Source organism: Belliella kenyensis (genome assembly GCF_022549675.1).
In the GTDB taxonomy this organism is placed as follows: Bacteria; Bacteroidota; Bacteroidia; order Cytophagales; family Cyclobacteriaceae; genus Belliella; species Belliella kenyensis.
On the sequence record NZ_JAKZGR010000004.1, the window covers coordinates 219,455 to 246,375 of the forward strand.

Here is a 26,921-nt window from a genome sequence, read left to right on the forward strand (position 1 = left end):
TTTTCGCTTTTTATCTATCAATGGAACCTGTGACGCGTTTCATAAAAGTATTCATTGCCTCTTTTTTTTCCATTCCATCTTTGATCATCTGATTGACTTCAAGAGTACCATATAAATTGGAAAGTAGCTCACCCATGACTTCTATCTCTTCATCTTTCAATGAAGCTATTTCCGTCATATTCTCTAGTAGCTCTATAGTTTCCTTAACCCAGTCTTCATCATTGGCCTCAATGAAACCGAGTACATGTTTAATTATCGGCAATCTCATCTATCAATGTTTTTAGTCCTTCTTCTTTATTTGTCTGTACTTGATTGACTAATTTACCTCCTTTGAATGAAGCAAAAGTAGGCAAGTTTGTTACCGAAGCCAACTTTCGAGATTCGGGAAGTTTTTCAGCATCCACATATAAGAATGTAATCCCTTCATATGAACCTGCTAATCTTTTCATTTTAGGCTTCATGATTCTACAGTTGCCACACCAAGTGGCACCATATTGCACGACAACTTTTTCATTTTGATTAACGATCTCTTCTAGCGTATCCGTTTCTAATTCTTGTAGCATAGCTTATTTTTTATCTTCTTAAAGAAATACAAATTTACACCCTAATTGTTCGTAATGCTAATCGATAATATCAATGGTCAATTGAGAATCTAGATATAGATAGATTTATTGATAAATGGAATCAGGGCCAAGACCAAAGCTTGGGAATAATATTCTTTACGATTTACAGCTCCATTAGTCAAAATTCCCACAGCACCATTGCCTTGTTTTGAATTTTCTCTATTGAAAACCTGGTCATCAGCATCTCCTAGCTCCATACCTCCTTTGATCAAGTCAACGATCACCTTTGGAAGATAAAATGATGCCGTTCTAGCTTTACCAACTTTGTCTTCTCTGTCTATGACCACGACCCACGCAAAAGCTGACATCTCTCCCGCAGCATCTTCCTCTACCCCTCCTTCTATGCCCACCCAATAGTCAGCCTCTGGAAAGACCAACTTGGAATTTTTTGCCCTATTGAAAGCGCCCAAGTATGTCTGCTCACTTCCTATAGGCTGGTCTCCTACTTCTGAGCTCACATTTAATCCTTCGACTAAAAAAGCATCTTTTTCAAAAGCTTGGTGAAACGCCAAATCAGTACCACTGATCTTTACAGGGTTTTTACTCCCTACTATTACGAGCAATTGTCTTTGCTCTTCTTTAATGTTTTTTCTTTTCGGAAATGCCATGATACTTAGTTTATAAGAAAAATACCACGTCATCTAATTCAGTTTACAGGAAAATTTTAAGCCAAATACTTTAAAGTGGCATCTTATTTTCAAATATTGAATCAAGCTTTGACGTATACTTTTCAAGTAAAAAAACCTGCCAGAGTCAACTAGCAGGTATACTTTTATGCCATATTGGTGAAAACTTGATTTACATCATCGTCATCTTCCAACTTTTCAATCAATTTGTTAATCTCTTCTTCTTGCTCTTCGTTCAGCTCTACCGTAGTAGTAGGAAACCATTGAAAATCTGCATTGATGATTTCAATACTTCGTTCTTCAAGAGCTTTTTGCATATTCCCAAAGTCTTCAAAAGCAGTGTATACAAAGATCTCTCCTTCGTTCTCCGCCACTTCGTCCAATCCATAGTCAATCAATTCCAACTCCAACTCCTCAATGTCATGCTCACCTTGGGCAAATCTAAATACAGCTTTTTTATTGAACATAAAACTTACAGAACCAGAAGTGCTCAATGAGCCATTTGACTTAGAAAAATAGCTCCTCACGTTAGCAACTGTTCTGTTGGTATTATCTGTAGATGTTTCTATGATCACTGCTACACCATGTGGTCCATAGCCTTCATACAATACTTCTTCATAGTCCTTTTCATCTTTATTTGATGCCCTTTTGATAGCTGCTTCTATCCTATCCTTTGGCATCGCTGCCCCTTTGGCATTTTGAATGACCGTTCTAAGCTTAGTGTTATTTGCGGGATCCGGACCTCCTGACTTCACCGCCATTACTATTTCTTTTCCAAGACGCGTGAACACCTTGGACATTTTACTCCAGCGTTTGAATTTTCTTTCTTTTCTAAACTCGAAAGCTCTTCCCATATTTAAACAATTTTTACGATGTAAAAATAACAAAACTTTTTTATTGAACTTCTTTTAAGCCTCCTTGTTTGGTGCAAGTATTTAATAAAAATCAATTTTTTACGACCTTTTTTAAATAAATTCGTACTGATATTTAGTTCTTAACATACCTATCATGGATTTTTATAAAAATTCTCCGCTGCCAAATCTTCCAAAGTCTGACTTACCAAAGGTCGTCATCATAGGTGCTGGATTTGCAGGTCTGAAAATGGCTCGAAAACTTATGGGTAAACCATTCCAGGTTTTACTTTTGGACAAAAATAACTACCACCAATTCCAACCTCTGTTTTATCAAGTTGCAACTTCTGGACTTGAGCCTAGTGCCATTTCTTTTCCATTGAGAAAAGTCTTTCACCATTCTAAAAATGTAACTTTTAGAATGGCCGAAGCCAAACAAATTGACCAAGAGAATAATAGACTGTATACTAATGTGGGCTATGTAGATTATGATTATTTGGTATTGGCTCTCGGAACTGACACCAATTTTTTTGGATTAAAAAATGTGGAGGCTAAAAGTAGCCCAATGAAGTCTGTCTCTGAAGCCCTGTACATTAGAAATAAAATAATTGCAAACTATGAGACAGCCATCAATGTAGCAGACGTAAACGAACGAAAACCTATCATGAACATCGTCATTGTAGGTGGTGGACCTACTGGGGTGGAGCTGGCAGGTGCTGTTGCTGAGTTGAGAAATAATGTCTTCCCTAAAGATTATCCTGAGCTAAGTTTCAAAAATATGAAAGTGGTCTTGATCGAAGCAGGGCCAAATTTACTGGCTAGTATGTCAGATATCGCCAAAGAGAAGGCCAAATCTTATCTTGAAAATCTAGGTGTAGATGTAATGCTCGACACCCAAGTATCCGACTATGATGGAGAATTGGTCTATCTCAAAGGAAAAGAAAGTATAAAGACTAAAACTTTGCTTTGGGCCGCAGGAGTCAAAGCAAATAGAATCAAAGGCTTGATAGAAGACCAAGTTCTTCCTAACGGGAGATTGGTAGTAGACCATTACAACAAATTGACTTGTTCTGAGAATATATTTGTTTTGGGCGATATGGCTCTGATGATCACCGATGAGTATCCCAATGGTCATCCCCAAATTGCTCAAGTTGCGCTTCAACAAGGTAATAATCTCGCCAACAACCTCATCAATAACCCAAATGGGAAAAATTGGAAACCTTTCCAATACAAAGACCTTGGATCGATGGCTACCATTGGTAGAAAGCTTGCAGTCGTAGATTTGCCTTTTGTGAAATTCCAAGGTCTTCTCGCTTGGCTAACATGGCTTTTTGTACACCTTATGGCTATCCTAGGCGTGAAAAATAAGCTCTTCATTTTCATAAACTGGGCATGGAACTACCTGGCATTTGACCCAAGCCTGAGACTTTTGATTAGACCAAAAATGCCAAATAAGGAAGAGAAAGAAGAGTTAGTGGAGTCTTAATCCCAATTCTCTTACGTTTACTTTTTCTTTATTTGCGGGTATTTTTACCCAAAAAAATAATGACTTCAAGGCAAAATGCTTTGAAGTCAACTTCCACACCTCATGCATTGTCTTTGGAAAATAGAAAAAGGTCTACTATCAAACCTATTAGAATAAACTAGAATGATTGCTAAATCATCTAAGATCAGCATGTTAATTTTTTGCTAAAATGTTAATTTACTTTAAATTATGTATGATCTCATGAATTCATGCCTTATATTAACAATCATTTTAGTTTTTGGCCATGAAAGATTTTGATTGTCGTGATATGTGGGAGATGCTAAAAACTTTTACTTCAATAAATCACACAATCAAACACCATGAAAAACCTTTATCTCATTATCCTATCCATTCTAGTTGTTTCCTGTGGGAAATCTGGTGATGCCCTTCATTCTTCAAGCTTTGATGATATCACTATCAGCATGGACACCGTCATTGTAGATTCCAAAGATCAAATCCTTATGGCAGCAACAAGCTCCTATGGATATTCTTACAGCGATGATTTAGATAAGCTTTTCTATTGGGATGGAAGCTCAGCAAGTATGGAGATCATAGACCTTGATCTCATGGAACTAGTAGAAAAGAAGGGATTTGAAAAAGAAGGGCCAAATGGAGTAGGTCAATATGCTTATAGCTCCAAATATATAAATGATGAAATATTTGCAGTAGGTGAATGGAACGAGGTAAAAATCATTGACTTTGATGGAAAAGTCAAAAAAAGGATCAAGCTTGAAGACGATTGGATTAAGGAAAAGTTAGATGAGTCAGAGTCTTTGACTCCATTGGTTTTTTCATCTGACGGTAAATTTATGTATTGTGCCATCACAAATTTCTCTAAGATTAATTCCAATATCGTAGAAGTTGATTTAGAGAATAATACCACCAAGATTTTTGAATTGCCCGAATTTGATAAGCGAGAGAATTTCAGAGTAACTTTCAAATACGATGGTGGTGGAATGTCTATGTATGCACCTTGGATATCTACCTTGAAAAACAATGGTAAGATCATTTTTACTTCGGACGCATTTAGCAATATGTATGTCTACGATCATGCTACAGACTCTGTCACCTTTGAAATGATCACTTATAAACTCACTCCAAATGAGAAAATGGGCACTTACCCTAAAGAAGTCCATAGCCCAGAATCATTTCAAGAAGAAATGAACAAAATCAATCAGGAAATTTCCTTTTCTCTACCTCTTTGGGATGATAAAAATAAAGTATTCTACCGCTTCTCTCACTATACTAAGCCTAAACTCAGTGATGACGAGGAGGCCAAATACAATGTCTTTTTGAGTATCCTTGATCAAAGCTTCGAAGTAGTGGGAGAAAAGGATATCAGCGAACATTTCAAATCCAGACCTCAAGCACTGTTTGTCAAAGATGGGCTGATTTACAATTACTTGAATGTAGATGATGAATTGGGCTTTGTGAGGGTTAAAATCAATTGATTATTAAATAGCTAAGCAGTTGATGAAAAACCTACTAATTGTGATCGCTTTTATATTTTTGATTTCTTGCAAAGAGAAGAAATCTGGAATCTACGGCAATACTTACGACGAAATTCAGATAACTATGGACACTGTAGTCATTGACTCCAAAGATAAAATCACGATGGCGGTGACCAGTTTTCCAAATTTTCCCCAAAATTCTGATCAAAATAAACTTTACTTCTGGCATGGTAGAACTGCCAGTTTGGAAATCATAGATTTGGATAAGCTTGAACTCATTGAAAAGAGGGAATTCGAAAAAGAAGGGCCCAATGGAGTAGGTCAAAATGCCAATCAAGGGTTCATTTTAGGCGACCACTCACTTGCTTTGATCGACTGGGAACAAGTAACATTAGTCGATTTGGAAGGAAATGTCCAAGAGAGGATCAATTTAAATGATGATTGGATAAAGGATGGATTAGATGATAATGAGTCATTGGCGATACTTGGTTTTTCTGAAGATGGGGATTTGATGTTCTGTAGCATCAAAACTTTTTCAAGATTGAATTCCAATATAGTGAAAGTAGATTTGAAGAATAAAACTACACAATTACTTGAGCTGTCAGCGTATGACAAAAGGGAAAACCTCCGGATCACACATAAAATAGAAAGAAATGGAAGCACTTCAATGCTTACAATTTCACCGAGCCTTGAGTTTGAAAAAAGTCACCATAAAGTTATTTTTTGGTCAGATGCCTTCAATAGCATTTATGTCTACGATCCCATGACCGATTCACTAAACTTCAAGACAATCACCAGTACACTTACACCAAACGAGAAAATTGGAAATTTCAAAAATGATGTTACTTCCGATGAGTCTATGCAAGAAGAAATTCAAAAATACTTCTTAGAAATGACCTTTTCAAAGCTCTTAAGGGATGATAAAAACAAAGTATATTACAGATTTTCATCATATAATTTGCCCCAAGTAGCCGAAGAAAGCTTAAAAGGAAGAGTCTTTTTTAACATATTAAACGAGGCTTTTGAGGTCATTGGGGAAAAGGAAGTATCGGATTTGTTTAAAACTGTACCCACAGCTCAATTTGTCAAAGACGGATTAATTTATTGTTTTCTCAATGTGAATGACGAGTTGGGGTATATGAGGATGACCATTAACTAATGTAAAGATGAAAAAAATTATAATTGGATTGATTTCAGGACTGATCATAGTGACAGCTTGCTCTACTGAGAAAAACGAATCTTCGGAGAGTTTTGAGTTTAACCTCACTATGGATACGGTGGTGGTTGATCCAGGAGAAGGACAAATTGATTTACGATATGGGCTCAGCTATCCCGAGCTTTCAAATGATGGAAAATTTCTCTTCAATTATGTTTTTAATTCATCCAAATTTGATAAAATCAATTTAGAGTCATTGACCCTAGAAAAAACACTTCAGTTTGAGAGAGAAGGGCCTAATGGGATGGGGTCCTATATCGGTGGCTACTCCTTGACATCTGAAGAGCAAATTATGATCTGGTCCTATGGTCTCTTCGCAGTTTTTGACGAGTCGGGTAAAAAAGTGAAGGACCTAAACCTAGATAAATTTGGACCACAAGAAATCCAAGGTGCATCATCCTTTCCTATGGGATTGGTCGAACACCCTAATGATCCTTCACAGATTTATGGCTTTTTTATCAAAAGTGAGCCAAATGAATTTTTCCTCATGAAATTTGATTTGGAAAAAGAAACTTATCATAAAATTCCATTACCTGAGACAGAAAAGCTTGATGAATTCAACATGGAATTTACCTCTGGTGGTGCATTTAGTGTTGTTCCTTTTCCAATATTCAATGCTGGAAGAATTATTATGACCAATGATGCTTTCAATGAGGCTTATGTTTATGATATACCTTTAGATTCTTTGTATTTGATTCCTTGGGATAGCAAGCTTACAGATAATAAAAATGAAACTGAAATGCCCTCAAAAGTGGATTTAGAAAAAGGTATGGTCTTTAGAAGAAAGTTTTTTGAATCCATAAACTTTATGACTCCAAAATGGGATCCGGTTTCACAACAGTTTGCTCGATTGTCCTACATAAACAAGTATGGCGAAGAGCTAGATGAATATGGAGATCCAAATTTCTTAAGATCAGAAGTTTTTTTAACCCTCTTGGATAAAAATCTAAAAATCATCAATGAAACAAAATTAGAGCATTACACTAAGGAACCATCCAGATATTTCTTTTTAAACAATACCATTTGGCTTTATGAAAACATTGACGATGAATTGGGATTTGTAAGGATAAAAATTGATTGACGACTTATAAAGTATAACCATACGATTGTACGGCTTGCTGTCCGATGAGGGGACAGTTGCAAGCTAAGTTCGTTCATATCGAATCAATTTTATGTCGGAAGATTGAAGTTAATCCCTATTTCATACCCAATTGTGAAAGCTAGTCTATAGAACAATATTTGCACTTTACATTGAGCATTTTATTAAAAAATTGCTCATTTTGTTGTGCGTTTTTTATATTTGTAAAAATAGCATACTACTAAAATGGAAATATTATACCAGAAATTTGAAATCCTCTTGCAGAATACAACAACGGATTTCAAACGATATTTATATGATAGAGTCTCTTGGGATAGTCGCATGATTGGCATTATAGGTCCTCGTGGTGTAGGCAAAACCACTTTGATTCTACAACATATAAAGCTAAACCTAAACAGTAAAAATGCATTGTATGTCTCAGCAGACGATATGTATTTCAGTGAGAATAAACTAATTGAGTTAGCAGACGAGTTTTATAAAAATGCAGGAGAATATTTGTTCATTGATGAGATTCATAAATACGCCAATTGGTCGCGAGAATTAAAAAATATTTATGATTCATTTCCTTCACTAAAAATTGTATTCACAGGCTCTTCAGTACTAGATATACTTAAGGGTTCTTCCGATTTAAGCCGTCGTGCAATAATCTATAAATTACAAGGCCTTTCATTCCGGGAATACTTAAATTTCTTTCATAACTACGACTTTAAAGCCTATTCTTTACAACAGATTATTAATAATGAGGTTAAACTCGACAAGATTAAACATCCCATTCCACTATTTAAAGACTATTTGAAACGTGGATATTATCCATTTGGTGTTGAAAATGAGATGGATCTGCGTTTAGGACTAATAATTGTACAAACGTTAGAAACTGACATCCCCCAATACGCTAACTTAAATGTTGGAACCAGTAGAAAACTAAAAAGATTGCTTTCAATTATTGCTGAAAGCGTACCATTTAAACCCAATATGTCCAAAATTGCTGCAATGATTAACGTAAGTCGAAATTCTTTGGACGATTATTTTCTATATATGGAGCATGCAGGCCTTATTGGACAATTACGAGAAGAAACGGGTGGAATTAGAGGACTAGGAAAGGTCGACAAAGTTTACTTAGACAATGTAAATATCCTGTTTAATTTGGTTGGTAATAAATCAAATATAGGAAATATAAGGGAAACTTTCTTTTACAATCAAATGCGAGTGAACAATGAAGCAACATCTTCAAAATCAGCAGATTTTGTAATAGATGATTATACATTTGAAGTTGGTGGGAGCAACAAACAGCAAAAACAAATCAAGAAAGACGGTAAATCATTTGTGGTAAAAGATGATATCGAATTTGGTTACCTCAATGTAATCCCACTTTGGTCTTTTGGCATGAATTATTAATTGAAAATATTGACGATGAATTGGGATTTGTAAGGATAAAACTTGATAGATAGCTCATAAAGCTATACCGAACATTTATGTCTATTGTGCGGCTCACTGTCCGAAGAGGGGACAGTTGCAAACCTATTTAAAAGCAGATATCTGGATATTTAAATACAACATTCTTAAATTCAAACTGTTACCAAATTCACTGTATTGATGGCACTAAATTTTCAATAGCTTCCGAATCTCAATATCTCAATGCTGACCACTTGCTTTCGATCAAATTCTGTAATTTGAGATAAAATTTATCAAAGGTTCAGTCCATTGCTACATATTCCAGTTCCGTAGCGTGGATTACATTTAACCCAAATATTAATGAAAAGACTGTTATTATTGATTCTATCACTATCCCCAATTGCTTCGGCATTGGCCCAATTGGATGCTAGCCTGATGCGACATCCAGATGTTTCAGACACCCATATTGTATTCTGCTATGGAGATGATATTTGGTTGGTCGCTAAAGAAGGCGGTACTGCACACCGTCTTACTTCCCCAGAAGGCCCAGAAATGTATCCCAAGTTCTCTCCAGATGGAAGTCAAATAGCCTTTACCGCTAACTACAATGGCAACAATGATATTTACCTCATACCTTCCACTGGCGGAATTCCAAAACGCTTGACCTATCATGGGATGTCTGACCTTGTCCTAGGGTGGACACCTGATGGCAAGTCTGTCCTTTTTTCCTCAGGTCGTGAAAGTGGCAAAGAGAGGTTTTCACAGTTCTACACCGTACCAGTGACAGGAGGGCATCCTTCCAAGCTCGCAGTACCCTATGGAGAATTTGGATCATTTTCTCCTGATGGCAAATCTATCGCCTACACAGATAGAAGTAGGGTAAATAGAAATTGGAAAAGATACAGAGGTGGGACGGCTCCTGATATCACAGTGTTCAACTTGGAAAACTTTCAAACAGAAAACATTACCTCAAATGATGCCAACGATGAACTTCCTATGTGGATCGGTGATGCCATCTTCTACATGTCAGACAATGGGCCAGAAGGAAGAAACAACCTTTGGAAATATGATATCAAAGGCAAAAATCATAGTCAATTGACTTCATTTGAGGACTTTGACATCACTTTCCCTTCTAACAGCACCAAAGAAATCGTATTTGAGGCAGGCGGCAAACTTTACCTTTACAATATTGCCTCTTCAAGTAGCAAAGAGATCCCAGTCAAAGTTATCTCTGATCAAAAAGCACTCATGCCCATCCTTACAGATGCCTCTGACTATATGCAATCTGCAAGCATTTCTCCTGATGGTAAGCGAGTATTGGTATCAGCGCGTGGTGATGTTTTCAACTTACCTGCAAGTGAAGGATTTATCACCAATGAGACCACTACAAGTGGCGTTGCAGAAAGATATCCTTCTTGGTCTCCAGATGGTAGACTATTGGCATATTGGTCAGATGCTTCAGGGGAGTACCAGCTACATGTCAAAGATTTAGAAAAGAAATCTACCAATGAGCTTACCTCCTTCAAAAAAGGATTTTACTACAATATCTACTGGTCACCGGACAGTAAAAAGATCGTTACGATCAATCAGGCCATGGAGATCATGATGATTGATATCAACAGTGGTGCTGCGAAAGTCATTGACAAAGGCAAATACATGTTTGAAGGAAACCTACAAGGGTTTGAAGTAAACTGGTCTCCAGACAGTAGATATGTTGTCTACAGCATGTCTAAACAAAATAGAGCAACTTCAGAAATTTACCTATACGAGCTAGCCAGTAATAAGGTCAGTCAGATTACTTCTGGCTTCTATGCAGACAATTCACCAGTATTCAGTAGAGACGGTAAGTACCTCTTCTTCACTACGAACAGAAATTTTGACCCTCTGTATTCTGACATAGACAACACTTTCATCTATCCAAATACCACTGGAGTAGCTGTGGGTACTGTTGCGAAATCAGTTCCTTCACTGCTCACATTGAAAAATGATACCCAAGAAGTGAAAAAAAATGGTGATGATGATAAGAAAAAAGAAGATGATAAGAAGGACGAAAGCAAAGTTGATAAAGTAACTTTTGAAGTTGAAGGATTTGAAGAGAGGCTTGAGATGCTAGACATTGAAGTAGGTAATATTGTATCATTGGCAACCACCAAAGACAAGCTGATATACTTAAGGTACCCAAATTCAGGAAGTGCATCTGGAACTACCTCAAAGCTGGAGTTCTATGATTTTGAAGAGGAAGAATCCAAGACAATCATGGAACGTGTAGGTAGCTACCAACTATCCGCCAATGGTAACAAACTCCTCGTAAGCTCACGAGGCCAATGGGGAGTGATAGACCCTGCTCCTGGAAAAAACATTGAAGACGCTGTACCTACCAAGGACATGAAGATAGCTGTAGTTCCGGCAGAAGAATGGAAACAAATTTTCCATGAAGTATGGAGGCTCGAAAGAGACTATTTCTATGATTCTACCTTGCATGGTGTAGATTGGGATAGTATGAAAACCAAGTATGGAGCATTAGTAGAGCAAGCTACTTCTCGAAGAGATGTTAACAATATCATTGGAAACTTGATCGCTGAACTCAATGCTTCTCACACTTACGTAAGTGGTGGAAGTATGGAAAGTGCCAGTAGCATCAGTGTGGGTTACCTTGGAGCTGATTTTTCTTTCGAAAATGGTGCCTACAGAATCAAAAAAATCATTAAAGGTGCGCCGTGGGATCTTGAAGTGAGGTCTCCATTACAAAAACCTGGTGTAGATATCAAAGAAGGTGACTACATACTTGAAATCAATGGTCAAGCTTTAGGCAATGAAAACTCCATCTATGCTGCGCTTCAAGGTCTCGCAAATAAGATAGTCCAACTAACTGTAAATAGTAATCCAAATGTATCTGGTGCTAGAAAGGTCTTGGTCAAGTCACTTCCCTCAGAAGCAAGATTGAGAAATCTAGCATGGATCAATGGATTCAGGGAGCGCGTAGAAGAAGCAACTGATGGTAAAATCGGCTACATATTTGTCCCAAGTACGGGAGTAGATGGACAGAATGAACTCTTCCGTCAGTTCTACGGACAGATGAACAAAGAAGGATTTATCATCGATGAGCGATTCAACAACGGAGGACAGATACCAGATAGATTTATCGAACTGCTTGACAGAGGACCATTAGCGCACTGGGCAGTAAGAGATGGGGAAGACTGGGATTGGCCACCTTCAGGAAACTTTGGGCCAAAAGTAATGCTCATCAACGGCTTCTCTGGTTCAGGTGGGGATGCTTTTCCAGATTATTTCAGAAAAAGAAACCTAGGACCACTCATCGGAACCAGAACCTGGGGAGGTCTGATTGGAATCTCAGGTGCACCCGAACTCATAGATGGCGGCTCTGTAACAGTCCCGACTTTCAGGATGTATGATCCAAATGGCGAGTGGTTCAAAGAAGGTCACGGTGTAGACCCAGATATCGAAGTAGTAGAAGATTTTGGAAGCTTGGCCAAGGGTAAAGATGCGCAACTTGAAGCGGCAATCAAAGAAGTCTTGAGACTTCTTAACAGTCCTGAAGCTTACAAAAGACCAAATAGGCCAGCTTACGAAAAGCGATAGTCTGAGATCATATATTATTGACGTTCTGTTAAACTGAGAAGACTTGCCAGGTTTGTCCAAAGTGTTGGTCTTTATTTATCACAAGGTATATTTGAAGGAAAACATGGCAGTTCTAAACTAAACGACATTGAATCACAATTCTTGAACTTGATTTGATAGTAAAATTTGAAAAGCCTCCTTTCATCATTTGATAGGAGGCTTTTCTATGCTATAACACTAAACCACTAAAGTTTTCCCTTTAAATAGCTTCTCTTTGATAGTTTCTTTAAGAACTCTTGGTATCATATTTCTTTCAATTCACCAAATATTATATAATTCGGTGAATCAATTCACCAAAAAACATGATTTTTGGTGAATTGAAACTGATAAAGCCTCCTTCCGAGAAATCTACCTGATATTAATGAATGGGATTTTCAATAGCTACCCTATCTCTTACTGCTGCATGTATACCATCCCAAAGGACTTTTCTAGCCTCCAAAGCTTCAATGGCTGCCTGCTTGGTTTCATTCCACTTTTGCTCATTATCTCCGCAAAGATGTGCAAGCATTTTCATGGCTAAAGGTCCGTGATGATCTTCATCAAGATGAATATGTCTTTCAAAATAGTACTCTAATGTCTTCAACTGACCTGGCTTACTTTGGATCAAGTCATTGACAAGTTGGCGAAACAAGTCAGGGATCAATTCTTCTCTCCCCAAAGTAAAGGAAGCTGCAATCTGATGAGGTTTTCCTGATTGCACGACTGCATAATTGACTTGTAAAAAATGTTTGACTTCACTAGATAGATAGGCATTTTCCAAAACTTCTTCGAAAGTGATTCCACTTTTTATGCTTTCAATCAAATCACTGATTTTGGATGTGTCAGCACCAGCTTCTTTCATAGCCCTTAGGTATAGCTCAAAGTGACTACAATACCCCCCTTGACCATCTTCGTCACTTTCTTCTGCGAGAACGATATCATTGATCAACCTGGTGACCATCGGCTCATCAGACGGAACCCACGGTATACTGACACCAGTTAGTTTCAGTTGCAAAGCCTTCAATAAGGTCATAAAGTCCCAAACTGCATACACATGCTGCTCCATAAAAATCCTAAAGTCTTCCAAACTTTTCAGATCATTATAAATCGGGTGATTCAATAATGCATTTCTATAAGGAGCTACTTCCGCAAGAAGTTTATCTATTCTTTGATTCATTTTAATATAAGGTGTTTTAATTCTAAGTGTTAACCTACTGCAAAACGATATGTTTTTGATCAGAAGATCAAACCAACCTTGATAGGGATTAAGCTTGCATTTTGTTGTATCATCATACCAGATTTGAGGGAAATACGAGTATTGCCTGTCAAACGAATCATCGGCCCTACCAATATTTCTCCATAAAAATTGCGAGTACCCTTTTCATATTGATTCCATAGTCTGCCAGTTCCCAACTTCATATTGAACAGTGGAGAAATCTTGCTCCTATAATTGGCAAATTCAAAGTTTAAAAATCCTGAATAGCCATGATAGGATCTTGAAGTGCTATCGAAAAAATTTTGATACCCTAAACCAAATCCTGCATAAAAGAACTCCTTCCATACTAACCCATTGATCAAAGAGAATTCAAATCCATCTCTGTTTTCCAAGTGATGTCCTTGCCAAGCAGGCCCAGGATCAACATCGAGCAGCGTATTTTGAAACACAAGATAACCGGTTTCCATGCCTAAAGCATATCTTACTTGGCACAATGCTGAATTACTAAGTGCCATCATAGTGCAAAAGAATACTAGTCTTGATATCTTCATTAGATCCACCTATTCTGCAAACTGCAACCTTACCAGATTAGCATAAAAACCTTGATCTTGGCTGGCCAAAACATCATGAGTGCCTTCTTCTACAATTTCGCCTTCTTTGAGTACATAGATCCTATCTACCTTTCGGATAGTAGATAGTCTATGGGCTATGATGATGGTAGTCCTATTTTTCATCAATTCGTCCAAAGCTTCCTGCACTAGCGCTTCTGACTCTGCATCCAAAGAAGATGTCGCTTCATCCAAAATCAAAATTGCAGGATTTTTCAAAATTGCTCTTGCAATAGCAACTCTCTGTCTCTGACCACCAGATAACTTGATACCTCGCTCGCCTACTTTAGTTTCTAGCCCCTCTGGAAATTGCTGAATAAACTGCCAGGCATTGGCTTTCTTGGCTGCCTCAATGATTTCAGCTTCTGTGGCATCGGGTTTTGCATAGGCTATGTTTTCCCTGATACTTCCACCAAACAACAGCACCTCCTGTGGCACAATACCAATATTTGACCTCAATTGCCGAAGGTTCCATGCATTGACAGACTTACCGTCGACAGTCAGTTTACCACTACTTACTGGATAAAAATTCAACAACAACTGAATGATCGTAGATTTTCCAGCACCACTGTGCCCTGCCAGTGCCACTTTTTCTCCAGCGGCTATCTCCAGATTAATGTTTTTGAGAACTTCAATCTCTGGTCTGGTTGGATAATGAAACCTAATAGAAGAAAAAGAAACTTCACCTCTCATAGGTACTTGCTGAAAGTCCGACGTGGCAAGCTCTGGCGTCTCTTCCAAAATCTCCAAAACACGTTCTGAAGAACCTATTGCCTTCTGAATCTGACCGTAAATATCGCCTAAACCAGCTATGGATCCACCAATAAATGTGGTATATAACACAAAAGAAACCAGATCACCTATACTCATTGCTCCAGAAGCCACCAGACTTGCACCATACCACATTACAGCTACTATGCCACCAAACAATGCGAAGATGATAAAGGATATAAATGCTCCCCTATAACCTGCCGCTTTCAAAGCAACCTTAACTACCCTGTCAAGCCCAGTACGGTATCTGGCCGACTCATACTCTTCACCAGCAAAGGACTTGACCGTCATGATAGACTGCAAAGTTTCCTCCACAATAACATTGGCTGCTGCTAGCTCATCCTGTGCCTGCTTGGAGAGTGTACGAATAAACTTCCCAAACACTATCGCTATAATCACCAGGATAGGAAATGTGGCTAACATAAATAAGGTTAGTTTTGGAGTAGTCAGCATCAGAAAAATTACCCCAGCCACAAGGGTAATCAGCTGTCTAAATAGCTCAGCCAAAGTTGTCGAAAATGTATCCTGCAGCATACTCACATCCGCAGTAATCCTTGAAATCAGCTCACCTGTCCTTCTCTTGTCAAAAAAAGTCATTGGTAATTGTACCAGCTGTCTATAAAGGGATGTCCTCACATCTCGCATACTGCGCTCCGAGACCTTTGCAAACAACCATACCCTAAAGAATGAGAAAACACTCTGAATCAATAATATCCCAAGCAACAGCATAGCGATGCTATTGATCCCATTGATCAGCCATGTCTTGCCAGATGCTGTGTCAATTAGCTTGCCTGCTACAAATGGAAATGTCAATAGCGTAAGACTAGATAGCAACAAAAAAAACAGACCTAAAGCAAACGTCCATTTGTAAGGCAAGATAAATCTGAAGATACCCCCTAACTTCCCTAGACTTTCTTTGTTAAGCTTGCGCTTTTCATGTTCTTCTAGGGCATTACCTTTCTTCTTTGCCATTATGAGTTTTATTCAAAATTTTAATCGATCGCAAATTTACACAATCATTGCTGCTATGACTACCTGAGATATGATTTTTTTGAAAAGATTGATTTGGGTAAATTTCAATGTGAAATTGCTTTTGACAATTTCAAAACGAGAAGACCTTGAGGCTTTGGTAAGCCTCGAAAGGTTTTATGGCTAAATGAAATTGTCCAGAGTTGACATCACTCTTTATTCTTTCTACCAAAGATTCTTCTAAAGAATTGCTTCTCTTTCTCCCAAAAAAACTCAAATTGACCTAAAACAAAACCCCAAAACAATAACACCAACTGATACAAAGGAAGTACGAGAAGAAAATAGAGAACAGTTTTCCAAAAACCACCACGGTTCATACTCACACCAAGCAAATCAAAAATTGGCTTTTTGATAAACAAAATTGTAAATCCTGTCAAAGCGAAAACCAACAAAACCAAGAGTACTTGCTTAAGACTCTTCAATTTCCATTTTGCTTGAAGTTTTTGCAAAAATGTTGGTGATTGGTCTTTCTTTTTCATTGGACAAACCTGATTTTTTTCATAATCTCACCTTTTAACTGTTCTTTCAAAGCTTTTTTGGTTGTCAAATCAATCCTTTTGTTAAATATTTTTTCCAGAAACATTTCAAGTTTGAAGAATTTCCAACCTATTGGTTTTTCAAGTTCTACCAAAATGTCTATGTCACTCTTCTCATCAAAAGAATCATCATTATACGAGCCAAATAATCCAATTTCTCTCACAGAAAATTCTTCGTAGAGAAATGGTTTCAGCTCTGACAATTTGGACAATATTTCATTTTTTGTGAACATATAACAAATATAATCAATTTTCTACCCTATACACTGGATACCTGTTATGCTCTTTTTCTTTCCAAGGAGAGCGCTCGTATACCCATCTCAACTGTGCCGATCCGTTGCTTGCCAACTTCTCATCTTCCTGTTTGGCACGCTCCAGCTCATCCCTCAAGCTAGGATTTTCTTTCAAAAATGCCGCAGCCAAATCTTCAAAAACATAAGCCGAATATCCTTCCTTGGACTGAAGAATCATGTCAAAATAGTTCCAAGCAAAAAAACTATCCTCTCCCTCTGGTTCTAAGACTTCGATAATGAAATTATTAGCCTCTTGGTCCATCATTACCACTACATCTCCTTTACGAAAAGTAATTGTCTCTGAAGATTTCTCTACTGACACATTACTGTGCATAAAATGCCCCTCATATGGTCTCTGACTTGTTTGAAAATCTTTGATCTGATAAACAGTCACTACCATGCTCGAATCTTGCTGTAAAGGTTGTACCTGAACACCATTCCTTCGAAGATTATCTATCACGGTATGCCATCCTTGTGGGATAATGTAAGCTTTGGGCTTTGCTATCGTCAAGCCTGACTCGTAAGCATCATAAAACTTGATTTCGGTACTGAATGGTTTTTGTCTATCATAATATAACCTTGGGTGTCCAGAGATTTCGGAGGGCTTTTGACCTGATTCATAACCATGAAACTCCATCAGCTTGAACTTACTCCTATCAGACTTGTGATTAAGTTCAAATACGCTCTGTTGCTTGACTGCTTCCCTGTCTGCCTTCGACATGGAGACGATTTTCTCCCCATCTCGCTCAAACATGTCGACAAAAACCTCAAAGAGTGCATATGTAGAAGCAACCCTTTGATCATAGGGCTTTAGCATGTGCGTCTCGGGCATGAAGCTCAATGTCTTAAACAAAGCCGCATATCCACTACTGTACCTACCTATATCTTTGAACTGAGGCCACCCATCCTCTGGCTTGCTGCCATAAGCATTGACATATGGGATCATTGGAAAATCACGATCTTTCATTTTGGAGTATAGTTCAGGATTGAATGATTTCTCCAAATATGCTCCCAATTGCCCTCCCAATCTATCATGCTGTGTAGAGATCAAGGTCATCACATGCTGATAGTCCGCTCCATTACTCACATGTGTATCTATGAATACATGCGGCTTCATCCAATTGAAGATTTGATGAAATGAACGTGCATTTTTGGTGTCTGCTTTGATAAAGTCTCTATTGAGATCATAGTTTCTGGCATTACCCCTAAAACCAAATTCCTCTGGACCATTTTGGTTGACACGACTATGAGAGCCCCTGTTGAGATGACCTCCGATATTGTATACTGGAGTGATTGCTAGTACAGCATTGTCAGGAAACGACTTCTTACCCAAAAGAATGTCTCTAAGGAACATCATCGATGCATCTATTCCATCTGGTTCGCCAGGATGTATGGCATTGTTAATATAAACTACTAGCCTATCGTTATCATGCCAGATTACTGGATCAAACTCACCTTTGGCATCATAGATCACGACATGAAGTGGTAGCCCTGCATCGGTGACTCCCATCTCCACCATTTTGACCTGCTCAAAATCCTTAGCCAATAGCTCAAAATATTCTATAACCTCTTTATAGCTTGGTGTTTTTAGCCCTTGAGATTTTTCAAATAAAGTCTCGTAAGATTCCTGTGCAATGATCTCAGACCCCATAAGACACGCAACAGCTATCAATAGTAATTTCTTCATATTCGAATTTGATAAAAAAGTACCTAAAACGCTAAAAAGATTTTATAATCGGTTTTGAAAACCCAAAATTCGTTACGTACTTTGCGTTACGTAAAATACGTAACGCAAAGTACGTAACGCAAAGAAAAATCACATGCTCACGGAAGTGTATTCATAAGGCCAATAAAGTATGAAAAAGCCAGACAACCCATTTATACTCAACACCTATCACGGAAAGGCATACTTCTGTGACAGAGAGGAAGACCTCATCAGACTAGAGGAACATATTAGAAACGGACGAAATATCGTACTATATGCTTGGAGAAGACTGGGGAAATCAGCACTTGTACATAGGTTCTTCGAGGAGCTAGAAAGTTCAGGTGACTATGAGACAGTATATGTAGACTTTCTTGGTGCTATCTCCATGGATGATGCTGTCAATGAATTGGCCAAAGCCATTTTTGAAAGATTTGGAAAAACAAAAACTGGTCTTCATGCAACCATTCAAAAAATGATCTCATCCATCGGAGCCACTGTAGGGTTTGACCCTATATCAGGAACACCCACGCTGAATATTGGAGTCAACAGTTCCCCAAAAGAAGAACAATCTCTACATGCACTGGGGGAATTTCTCAACGAAAGAAAGAAAAAAATTGTAGTCGCAATAGATGAGTTTCAACAAGTATCCACGTACAACGAATCCAATGCTGAAGCCATATTCCGAGCCTGGACACAGAAATTCCCAAGTATCAGATTCATATTCTCAGGCAGTCACAGAGGGATGATGACGGAGATGTTTTTAGAAAAAAACAGGCCCTTCTATCACAGCGCACAGCTACTTTCATTGAATCCTATCCCCGCTGAAAAATACATTCCATTTATCCAAGGACACTTCCAAGCTAAAAAAAAATCGATCAGTGAAGAAATCATCCATTCTATCATTCATTGGGCAAGAGGGCAGACATATACCATACAATTGATTTGTAACTACCTCTACTCCCAATGTCAAGAAGTAAAATTAACTGATGTAGAAAGGGTAAAGGCTGATATCCTAGGACAACAACAAGCGATTTTCGCCAATTTTCCAAAAATGCTCACCAAAACCCAATGGAAAGTCTTTCAAGCCATTGCCAAAGAGGAACCCCTACAAAATCCACTTTCAAAAGATTTCATCAACAAATACAGACTTGGAGCAACTAGTTCGGTGAGTACAGCGATCAAGTCGCTTCAAAAACAAGAACTTGTTGTTGTAGATGATGACATCTATCTGGTTCATGAAGTATTATTAGCGAGGTGGATGGCAAGATTGTAAAAAAAGCCCTCTAGGGAAAATTTCCGAAAAGGGCTTTTTTTATTGATTAGCTAAAATCCCCAAGACCAGGTTGTAATCGATTGATTTATAATGTCAATAGAACTTCCAGTTTTCACTCGATTATCTAACAACTTATTGGTGGTGAATAAAAAACTGAATGGTCTACGGATTTGCTTTAATAGGTTTTACCAAGTAAACAAGCCATCATTGAGGCTCTGTAAAGCTTGCTTTTTGTATTGTGCATCTACCAAGAGAGATACGTTATGCCTACTACCACCATATGAAACCATACGAACTGGATATTCAGTAAGGCAATTCATGATTTGAGCTACACTACCTTTGGATTCGGCAATTTGGTTACCTACTATAGAAATGATTGCTTGATCACTGTCTACTTCCACAGAGCCATAAGTTTCTAATTCTTTTATGATTTCCTTCAAGTGAGTCGTATCATCTATGGTGACAGACACCGCTACCTCCGAAGTTGTGATCATATCGATTGAAGTCTTGTACTTTTCAAAAACCTCAAATACTTTTCTCAAGAAGCCATACGCCAAAAGCATTCTGCTTGACTTGATCTTGATCGCAGTAATACCATCTTTGGCAGCCAAAGCTTTTACGCCGGTACCTTGTTCTTTAGCTGTAATAGTTGTCCCAGGAGCGTCAGGCTCCATTGTATTGAGAAGTTTGACTGGTATATTATACTGCTGGGCAGGCCAAATAGATGCTGGATGGAGAATTTTGGCACCAAAATAAGCCAACTCAGCCGCTTCATCAAATGAAAGTTGCGCTATCGGACGAGTCTTGTCCACGATTCGAGGATCATTGTTGTGCATCCCATCGATGTCTGTCCATATTTCTACGACCTCTGCATTGATCGCTGCACCCATAAGCGAGGCAGAGTAATCAGACCCACCCCTTTTGAGATTATCTACCTCGTTTCTATGATTTTTGCAAATGTAGCCTTGAGTGACAAAAATGCTCTCATCAGGATAATTTATCAGAATGCTTTTAATCTTATCAGAGATTTTTTTGAGTTCTGGCTCATTGTTTTCATCAATACTCATGAAATCCAATGCGGGTAAAAATACCGCTGGCACATCAAGTTCTTGAAGCAAAGTATAAAATAGCTTGGTAGATAATAGCTCCCCTTGTGCAAGGATATCCCTATTGATGGCTTCGTTGAAAGAAATTTTGAGGATGATGTTCAAAAACTCAAAATGTTCCGCAATTATCTTTTCAGCCTTTTTCTGTGCAGAGCTAGTTTTTAGCAATTCCTTATAAAATGCTAAATAATGCTTGTGCAAGGTATCGATTCTCTCTTTAGCCAAATCTTTATTGGCATCTGCGAGAGCTTCGCCAATACCTACTAGTGCATTGGTCGTACCAGACAATGCAGAGAGAACAACAATCTTCTTCTTTTTGTCTCTTGTGATCAAATCTTTGACTTGATGCATTCTTTCGGGTCTACCTACAGAGGTGCCACCGAATTTCATGATTTTCATGGTTTATACTAGGTTTGATTAGTTTTGATTTTTAAAATCCAAGCATTTTGATTGCAGTTATGGCAGCTTCATCTCCCTTGTTTCCATGCTTGCCGCCTGCTCTGTCTAATGCTTGCTGCATAGTATCTGGAGTCAAGACTCCAAATATAACTGGCTTATTGTACTTCAATCCAACATTGGTGATTCCATGAGCTACTGCATCACAGATAAAATCAAAGTGTCGAGTCTCTCCTTGAATCACACAACCTAAACATATCACTGCATCTATCTCCTCTATCTCTGCTAACCATTGAGCTCCTAATGTAAGCTCAAATGACCCTGGAACTTCTTTTTTGTAGATATTCTCTTTTTTGACTCCGTATTTGAGCAAGGTTTCCAATGCACCACCGTAAAGTGATGATGTAATTTGATCATTCCATTCTGATACTACTATTCCAAACTTTTTGTTTGACATGTCTACGATATTTTTCTCAGAATATTCACTAAGACTTTTGAGTGAAGTTGCCATATGTGGATTTTTTTTTGATTTCTAAATGAGATAAGTATATAAAAAAAGAGTAAGACCTATGAGGCCTTACTCTTCTCTAATGCTTTGGGTACACAAGCATTACCTAGAGGCAAGACCTTCTAAGCGTGCTTTGTGCTTTCGTGCATTTGTAAATTCGTATGACTCGAAGTATTTCTCTTCAATTGTTTCGTAAGTTTTGATAGCGCTTTCGTTGTCTCCTGCTTCCTCATAGGCTATTGCCAACTTATTCAAGTATCTCGGGGTGAAATATTTGTTCTCATTTTCAGTGGCTGCTTTCCTGTAATAAGAAATAGCCTCTTTGGTGTTTGCTAGTTCTAAATAAGCATCACCTATCAAAGCAAAAGCCTTTGCTTGCACAAAGTAATCATCAGAAGAGAATTTCTTTAAATGATTTATAGCATCTTCAAATTTACCTTCTGAAAGATATATAGATCCTATGTAGAAATTAGCAAGTTTTGCTGCGTCAGTTCCTGAATATTGATCAGCGATTTTCAACAATCCTGCACTGTTACCATCACCATTCAATGCCAAATCAGTTTGATCCTGCTCAAAATAATAGACCGCTTGAAACATTTCTGCCTGAGCCTTCTTATTTTGATTTTGTTTGTTGATCTGGATGAACAATACTCCTGCTATGACAAGCACAAGGACGATTAATATTCCTCCAAAGATTTTGGAATTTTGCTTCACAAAATTCTCTCCTCTTTCTAATCTGGTTGCAATTACTTCTGGGTTCTCCAAAAGTTCGTATTCTACTTCGCTATTTTTTGTCTCTTTCTTAGCCATTCTATGAAAATTATTGGCGCAAAGATATATTTCTTTAAAACAAATGCAAAGTTATAATTAGAATACATAAAAACTTCTAGGTGTATTTGTCATAATTTAACTTCAATTGTATGACAAAAACAAAAAACCTCCACGTATCCGCAGAGGTTTTCAATATTTTCGACTTTTGAGACTATTCCATCACAAAAGGATAATCTTCCTGGATGTAAACATCTTTGAAAGCATCCTGACCGTCTGGCCAAGGAGACTCTTCTGCAAATTTCACAGCATCATCTACTTGTTTTTTGACCCTTTTGTCTATTTCTTTGATTTCATCTTCTGTTAATATATTGTTTTCTACTATTGTAGCTTTTACTTGCTCGATTGGATCTCTTTTTTTGTATTCTTCGACTTCCTCACGGGTTCTATACTTCTGAGGATCTGACATGGAGTGACCCTTGTATCTATATGTTCTGAACTCAAGCAAAGTTGGTCCATCACCTTTTCTTGCTCTTTCAGCCGCTTCAGCTACTGCTTCATGGATTGCTTCTACATTCATCCCATCTACTGGGAATGAAGGCATGTCATAAGCCTCACCTATTTTATAAAGCTCAGTGACGTTGGAAGTCCTTGCTACTGAAGTACCCATAGCATAGCCATTATTTTCTATAACAAAGATAACGGGTGTCTTATAAAGCATGGCAAGATTGAATGCTTCATGCACTGCACCTTGTCTTACTGCACCATCACCCATGTGACAGATGCAAAGGTTCTTTGTACCACGATACTTTTCAGCAAAGCCTATACCAAGCCCCATAGGTACTTGAGCACCTACGATTCCATGACCACCCATGAAATTTCTTTCTTTGTCAAAGATGTGCATAGAACCTCCCTTACCTTTGGTGGTACCTGTAGCTTTTCCATAAAGCTCTGCCATCACAGCTCCTGGATCAGTTCCGAGACCTAGTGGATGAGCATGATCTCTGTAAGCCGTGATCCATTTGTCGTCTTTTTCCAATGCTGTAATCGCTCCAGAAGCGCAAGCCTCCTGACCAATGTACAAATGACAAAATCCTCGGATTTTTTGCTGACCATATAGCTGACCAGCTTTTTCTTCAAACTTTCTCATCAACAACATGCTTTCATACCAGTAAGCATACGTTTCTTTGGAATATTTCGCTTTTGACTTTGCAGTCGTACTCTTCTTTGCCATATCGTTTGTTATAAAATATGCTAAATTTAGGCCTCAAATATAATCAAAAGGGCTGAATTTTAAGGCTGAATGCGAAAATACTCCAAAAACCCTAAGTTTCTAAATATGCACTTAAAAAATCTCCATCTTAATCAGTTTAAAAATTATAAATCCGCTAAACTTGAGTTTTCTGAGGAGATCAATTGTATGACGGGTATCAATGGTTCTGGTAAGACAAATCTTCTAGATGCGATTCATTATCTATGCTTGACCAAAAGCGCATTCAATACGCAAGACAATCAGAATATACTCCATAATCAGGATTTCTTTTCTTTATTTGGCTCTTTTGAATCTGAAGGTGGATCATTGGATGTGAGATGCATTGTGGAGTCAGGTAAGAAAAAGCAGCTTTTACAAAATGGAAAAATCTTAGAAAAAATGAGTGATCATGTAGGTACGCTTCCAGTGGTATTGATAGCTCCTGATGACACTTCTCTTATCAAAGAAGGAAGCGAAGAAAGAAGAAGATTCTTTGATTCCATGCTTTGTCAATTAGACAAAAGCTACATGAACGCCTTGGTCAGGTATCAGCATTTTCTAAAGCAAAGGAATGCATTACTTAAGCAATTCGCAGAAAATGGACGTGTAAACAAATTGCTAATTGAACCCTACGATGTAGAACTGATTCGACTATCACGGCAAATTTCAATGGCTAGGAAAGAATTCATAGAAACCTATAGGCCTATCCTCTTGGATCATTATGCTGAAATTGCTCAATCACGGGAAAATGTGGGCATCCAATACACGACCACCTGCTTGGAAGATACATTTGAACAACAATTTGTTCAAAATCAAAGTAGAGATATCTTGCTACGTCGGACATCAGCTGGTATACACAAAGATGATTTTGTATTCGAAATTGACCAATATCCCATCAAGAAATTTGGCTCACAAGGTCAGCAAAAATCCTTTCTAATTGCCCTCAAGCTAGCACAATTCGAGATATTCTATACCAAAAAATCTACCAAGCCTATTCTGCTGCTAGATGATATATTTGATAAGCTAGATGATCATAGAATTGAAAAACTCATGTTACTAGTCGGAGATCACCGATTTGGTCAATTATTCATCACAGATGCAAGACCCGAGAGATCAATTCAGATACTTAAAGGCATGAAGGCCCATGTTAAGTTTTTTCGAGTGAATCAAGGAGTAATAGAAGAAATACCTCATCAGTAGCGATTCTTCTTTCTAATCTGAGCATCCAAAGAATATGCACCAGGTCCTAAAAGAAACAAACTCACAAATACAGTAAGATACATCAATGATAGCTCTTTATCACCAAATGGATCACCAGCATGTGCTACAAATGCCGCCACCAGCATGGCAATGATCAGAGGAACTAACGATACTCTTGTCAAAAATCCAATGGCCAAAAATAGTGCACAGAAAAACTCCGCAAAGATTACTAACTGAAGCGATACTGCTGGGCCAAGGCCTATAGGGTCGGCAAAGTTCTGTAGATTGCTTGAAAAATTAGAAAGCTTGGCCCATCCATGTGTAGCCATCATCAATCCTGCCCCAGCTCTGAGTATCAATAGGGCCAAGTCTTTTAAAATCGTGTTACTAAAGAAAATAAGTCTTTTCATTCTTAAAGTTGGTTAAGCGTTTTCTTAATTATACGATCTATTAACAATATTGCGAATGAATGGTTAATTTCACGTCTTAGATCATGAAGATAATTCCTTAATTCTATGAAGTCAATAAAATGTCGCACTAAAACCCTCTTAGGGTTAATTTTATTCCTTTTCACTTGTACTGCTTCTTTTGGACAGCAAAGCTATTCTGACAATTTTGTATCATATATGTCAGGTCTTGAAAACTTTGTTCAAAACGATCTTTACAGCAAAGTAAGTCAATTCCTGTACGATGTAGAGGAAACCCCTGAGCCAGCAACCTACATAGAGTTTGTCCGAGATGTCAAAAAAGAGCTCTACCAGTATCATCAATCCCATAAATCAGACTTAATGGAAGATGAAGTAGATGCAGCAGAATCATTTATCCAAACAATGCTCATCCAGCTAGCTGAACTTTACCTTGATAGAGCCCAAGAGTATGAAATAAGTGTAAAGCAAAAATTTCTCCATGATTACCTTCGGGAATTGGGTTTGAATAAAGAAATTCAGGTACTCTCTGATGATATTGCCCGGTCGATCATGATGGCTCTCCATTCTGCTATGAAAATTCCATTCGGAATGACTAATGATGAAATTGCTTCTTATGTAGCTTCAAACAGAGAATCAGATAGAGAATTGCTCTTGGCCTCAAGTATCATCAATGACATGCTTATGCTGGCCAAAAGCTACGATCAAAGTGAGAAATCAATCGATACTTTCAAAAAAGAGTATCATGAGTCAAGCTATACTCCTACCATGGAAGAATTACTGACTTCATTAGAAAAATTAAAGCCTGGAGCTGAAGTAGAGAACTTTTCATTTATAGACTTGGAGGGTAAATCAGTCAGTTTGGAAAAATATAAAGATAAAATAATCTACCTTGACTTATGGGCAAGCTGGTGTGGTCCATGTATCCAAACTTTCAGAACAAAGACACCAGATTTTGAAATGCAACTCAGGGATCAATCCGATATCGTTCTAGTCTATGTATCCATAGATGAGAAAGAAGAATCTTGGAAAAATTTCTTGGACAAAAATCCATTGAGAGGCGAGCATTTGTATGCGGGAAAGGGTTTTGAAGCACCTATCATGAAGTATTTCAAAGTATGGGGCATACCTAGATACTTGATAATAGGTAAAGACAATAAACTAGTCAATCCAAATGCGCCAAGACCTGGAGATGAAGCACTTTCGGTATTGTTCGAGATGGTTGGCAAGTAGAGTTTTATGGCAGTTCATTCCACAAAGTCTGGGTAAGGTGTTATCCTAAAATGAAGGCCTTTTAACATTGGATCATTTCTAAATACAAAAATTAGCTTCATTCTCACCTTGTCAAATATCAAACTCGAAATAGACAAAATTGATATTTTAATAACTTCAAAAAACAGTCCTCTTCATAATATATGTGAAGAGGACTGTTTT

General features: G+C 37.9%; 24 protein-coding genes. 9 read left to right on the forward strand and 15 right to left on the reverse strand.

Features of this window, described 5'->3' with window-relative positions:
• Positions 1–10 precede the first annotated feature (10 nt).
• The 4 genes from MM214_RS05850 to MM214_RS05865 form a co-directional block, all read right to left on the reverse strand.
• On the reverse strand, positions 11–268 hold the full coding sequence (locus tag MM214_RS05850; protein WP_241293082.1) for a DUF6952 family protein: 258 nt from the start codon (positions 266–268) through the stop codon (positions 11–13).
• Positions 249–563: a thioredoxin family protein gene (locus MM214_RS05855; protein WP_241293084.1), complete on the reverse strand. Its 315-nt coding sequence runs from the start codon at positions 561–563 to the stop codon at positions 249–251. Before MM214_RS05855 ends, MM214_RS05850 begins: the two co-directional genes overlap by 20 nt.
• A gap of 89 nt (positions 564–652) precedes the next feature.
• Positions 653–1,231: an inosine/xanthosine triphosphatase gene (gene yjjX, locus MM214_RS05860; RefSeq protein ID WP_241293086.1), complete on the reverse strand. Its 579-nt coding sequence runs from the start codon at positions 1,229–1,231 to the stop codon at positions 653–655.
• 164 nt (positions 1,232–1,395) lie between these two features.
• Positions 1,396–2,103, reverse strand: a complete 708-nt coding sequence (locus MM214_RS05865) for a YebC/PmpR family DNA-binding transcriptional regulator (RefSeq protein WP_241293088.1) — start codon at positions 2,101–2,103, stop codon at positions 1,396–1,398.
• Positions 2,104–2,257: 154 nt separating this feature from the next.
• Here MM214_RS05865 and MM214_RS05870 point away from each other — a divergent pair, with 154 nt between their 5' ends.
• The 6 genes from MM214_RS05870 to MM214_RS05895 all read left to right on the forward strand — a co-directional run bounded on the left by MM214_RS05870 (position 2,258) and on the right by MM214_RS05895 (position 12,383).
• Positions 2,258–3,586 (forward strand): NAD(P)/FAD-dependent oxidoreductase, encoded by a 1,329-nt coding sequence (locus tag MM214_RS05870; RefSeq protein ID WP_241293090.1) that lies wholly within the window; start codon positions 2,258–2,260, stop codon positions 3,584–3,586.
• 359 nt (positions 3,587–3,945) lie between these two features.
• A complete protein-coding gene (locus MM214_RS05875; RefSeq protein ID WP_241293092.1) occupies positions 3,946–5,076 on the forward strand; it encodes a DUF4221 family protein in 1,131 nt (376 codons plus the stop codon).
• A gap of 22 nt (positions 5,077–5,098) precedes the next feature.
• A complete protein-coding gene (locus tag MM214_RS05880) occupies positions 5,099–6,235 on the forward strand; it encodes a DUF4221 family protein (RefSeq protein ID WP_241293094.1) in 1,137 nt (378 codons plus the stop codon).
• A 7-nt stretch (positions 6,236–6,242) separates the two neighbouring features.
• The gene (locus MM214_RS05885; protein WP_241293095.1) at positions 6,243–7,373 is read left to right on the forward strand and encodes a DUF4221 family protein; all 1,131 of its coding nucleotides are present in this window, start codon (positions 6,243–6,245) and stop codon (positions 7,371–7,373) included.
• Positions 7,374–7,616: 243 nt separating this feature from the next.
• Positions 7,617–8,786 carry an ATP-binding protein gene (locus MM214_RS05890; RefSeq protein WP_241293097.1) on the forward strand — a complete coding sequence of 390 codons (1,170 nt, stop codon included), beginning with the start codon at positions 7,617–7,619 and terminating at the stop codon, positions 8,784–8,786.
• Positions 8,787–9,143: 357 nt separating this feature from the next.
• A complete protein-coding gene (locus tag MM214_RS05895) occupies positions 9,144–12,383 on the forward strand; it encodes a S41 family peptidase (RefSeq protein ID WP_241293099.1) in 3,240 nt (1,079 codons plus the stop codon).
• 397 nt (positions 12,384–12,780) lie between these two features.
• Here the strand turns inward: MM214_RS05895 and MM214_RS05900 are convergent, their stop codons facing one another.
• The 6 genes from MM214_RS05900 to MM214_RS05925 form a co-directional block, all read right to left on the reverse strand.
• Positions 12,781–13,578, reverse strand: a complete 798-nt coding sequence (locus tag MM214_RS05900) for a DUF3050 domain-containing protein (protein ID WP_241293101.1) — start codon at positions 13,576–13,578, stop codon at positions 12,781–12,783.
• A gap of 59 nt (positions 13,579–13,637) precedes the next feature.
• Entirely contained in the window at positions 13,638–14,084 is a 447-nt protein-coding gene (locus MM214_RS05905) for a hypothetical protein (RefSeq protein ID WP_241293103.1), read from the reverse strand.
• A gap of 93 nt (positions 14,085–14,177) precedes the next feature.
• The gene (locus tag MM214_RS05910; RefSeq protein ID WP_241293105.1) at positions 14,178–15,968 is read right to left on the reverse strand and encodes an ABC transporter ATP-binding protein; all 1,791 of its coding nucleotides are present in this window, start codon (positions 15,966–15,968) and stop codon (positions 14,178–14,180) included.
• A gap of 206 nt (positions 15,969–16,174) precedes the next feature.
• Entirely contained in the window at positions 16,175–16,504 is a 330-nt protein-coding gene (locus MM214_RS05915) for a DUF6787 family protein (protein WP_241293107.1), read from the reverse strand.
• The gene (locus MM214_RS05920; RefSeq protein WP_241293109.1) at positions 16,501–16,794 is read right to left on the reverse strand and encodes a nucleotidyltransferase family protein; all 294 of its coding nucleotides are present in this window, start codon (positions 16,792–16,794) and stop codon (positions 16,501–16,503) included. The genes MM214_RS05915 and MM214_RS05920 overlap by 4 nt, the downstream gene beginning before the upstream one ends.
• A 13-nt stretch (positions 16,795–16,807) precedes the next feature.
• Positions 16,808–18,541, reverse strand: coding sequence for a M14 family metallopeptidase (locus MM214_RS05925; RefSeq protein ID WP_241293111.1), 1,734 nt, complete (start codon positions 18,539–18,541; stop codon positions 16,808–16,810).
• Between the two features lie 169 nt (positions 18,542–18,710).
• On the opposite strand from MM214_RS05925, the gene MM214_RS05930 reads away from it, so the two are divergent.
• Complete coding sequence (locus tag MM214_RS05930; RefSeq protein ID WP_241293113.1) at positions 18,711–19,832, forward strand: AAA family ATPase; 1,122 nt, start codon at positions 18,711–18,713, stop codon at positions 19,830–19,832.
• A gap of 185 nt (positions 19,833–20,017) precedes the next feature.
• Here the strand turns inward: MM214_RS05930 and MM214_RS05935 are convergent, their stop codons facing one another.
• The 4 genes from MM214_RS05935 to pdhA form a co-directional block, all read right to left on the reverse strand.
• On the reverse strand, positions 20,018–21,337 hold the full coding sequence (locus MM214_RS05935) for an aspartate kinase (protein ID WP_241293115.1): 1,320 nt from the start codon (positions 21,335–21,337) through the stop codon (positions 20,018–20,020).
• A 31-nt stretch (positions 21,338–21,368) separates the two neighbouring features.
• Complete coding sequence (ribH, locus tag MM214_RS05940) at positions 21,369–21,845, reverse strand: 6,7-dimethyl-8-ribityllumazine synthase (RefSeq protein ID WP_241293117.1); 477 nt, start codon at positions 21,843–21,845, stop codon at positions 21,369–21,371.
• A gap of 99 nt (positions 21,846–21,944) precedes the next feature.
• Positions 21,945–22,652 carry a tetratricopeptide repeat protein gene (locus tag MM214_RS05945; protein WP_241293119.1) on the reverse strand — a complete coding sequence of 236 codons (708 nt, stop codon included), beginning with the start codon at positions 22,650–22,652 and terminating at the stop codon, positions 21,945–21,947.
• Between the two features lie 172 nt (positions 22,653–22,824).
• The gene (pdhA, locus tag MM214_RS05950; RefSeq protein ID WP_241293121.1) at positions 22,825–23,844 is read right to left on the reverse strand and encodes a pyruvate dehydrogenase (acetyl-transferring) E1 component subunit alpha; all 1,020 of its coding nucleotides are present in this window, start codon (positions 23,842–23,844) and stop codon (positions 22,825–22,827) included.
• Positions 23,845–23,949: 105 nt separating this feature from the next.
• On the opposite strand from pdhA, the gene recF reads away from it, so the two are divergent.
• The gene (recF, locus tag MM214_RS05955; protein WP_241293123.1) at positions 23,950–25,062 is read left to right on the forward strand and encodes a DNA replication/repair protein RecF; all 1,113 of its coding nucleotides are present in this window, start codon (positions 23,950–23,952) and stop codon (positions 25,060–25,062) included.
• On the opposite strand, the gene MM214_RS05960 is transcribed toward recF, so the two are convergent.
• A complete protein-coding gene (locus MM214_RS05960) occupies positions 25,056–25,472 on the reverse strand; it encodes a DoxX family protein (RefSeq protein WP_241293125.1) in 417 nt (138 codons plus the stop codon). The two genes, recF and MM214_RS05960, sit on opposite strands and share 7 nt — an antisense overlap.
• 105 nt (positions 25,473–25,577) lie before the next feature.
• Between MM214_RS05960 and MM214_RS05965 the strand changes: the two genes are divergently transcribed.
• Positions 25,578–26,720, forward strand: coding sequence for a TlpA family protein disulfide reductase (locus MM214_RS05965; RefSeq protein WP_241293128.1), 1,143 nt, complete (start codon positions 25,578–25,580; stop codon positions 26,718–26,720).
• The last annotated feature ends 201 nt before the right edge of the window (positions 26,721–26,921 follow it).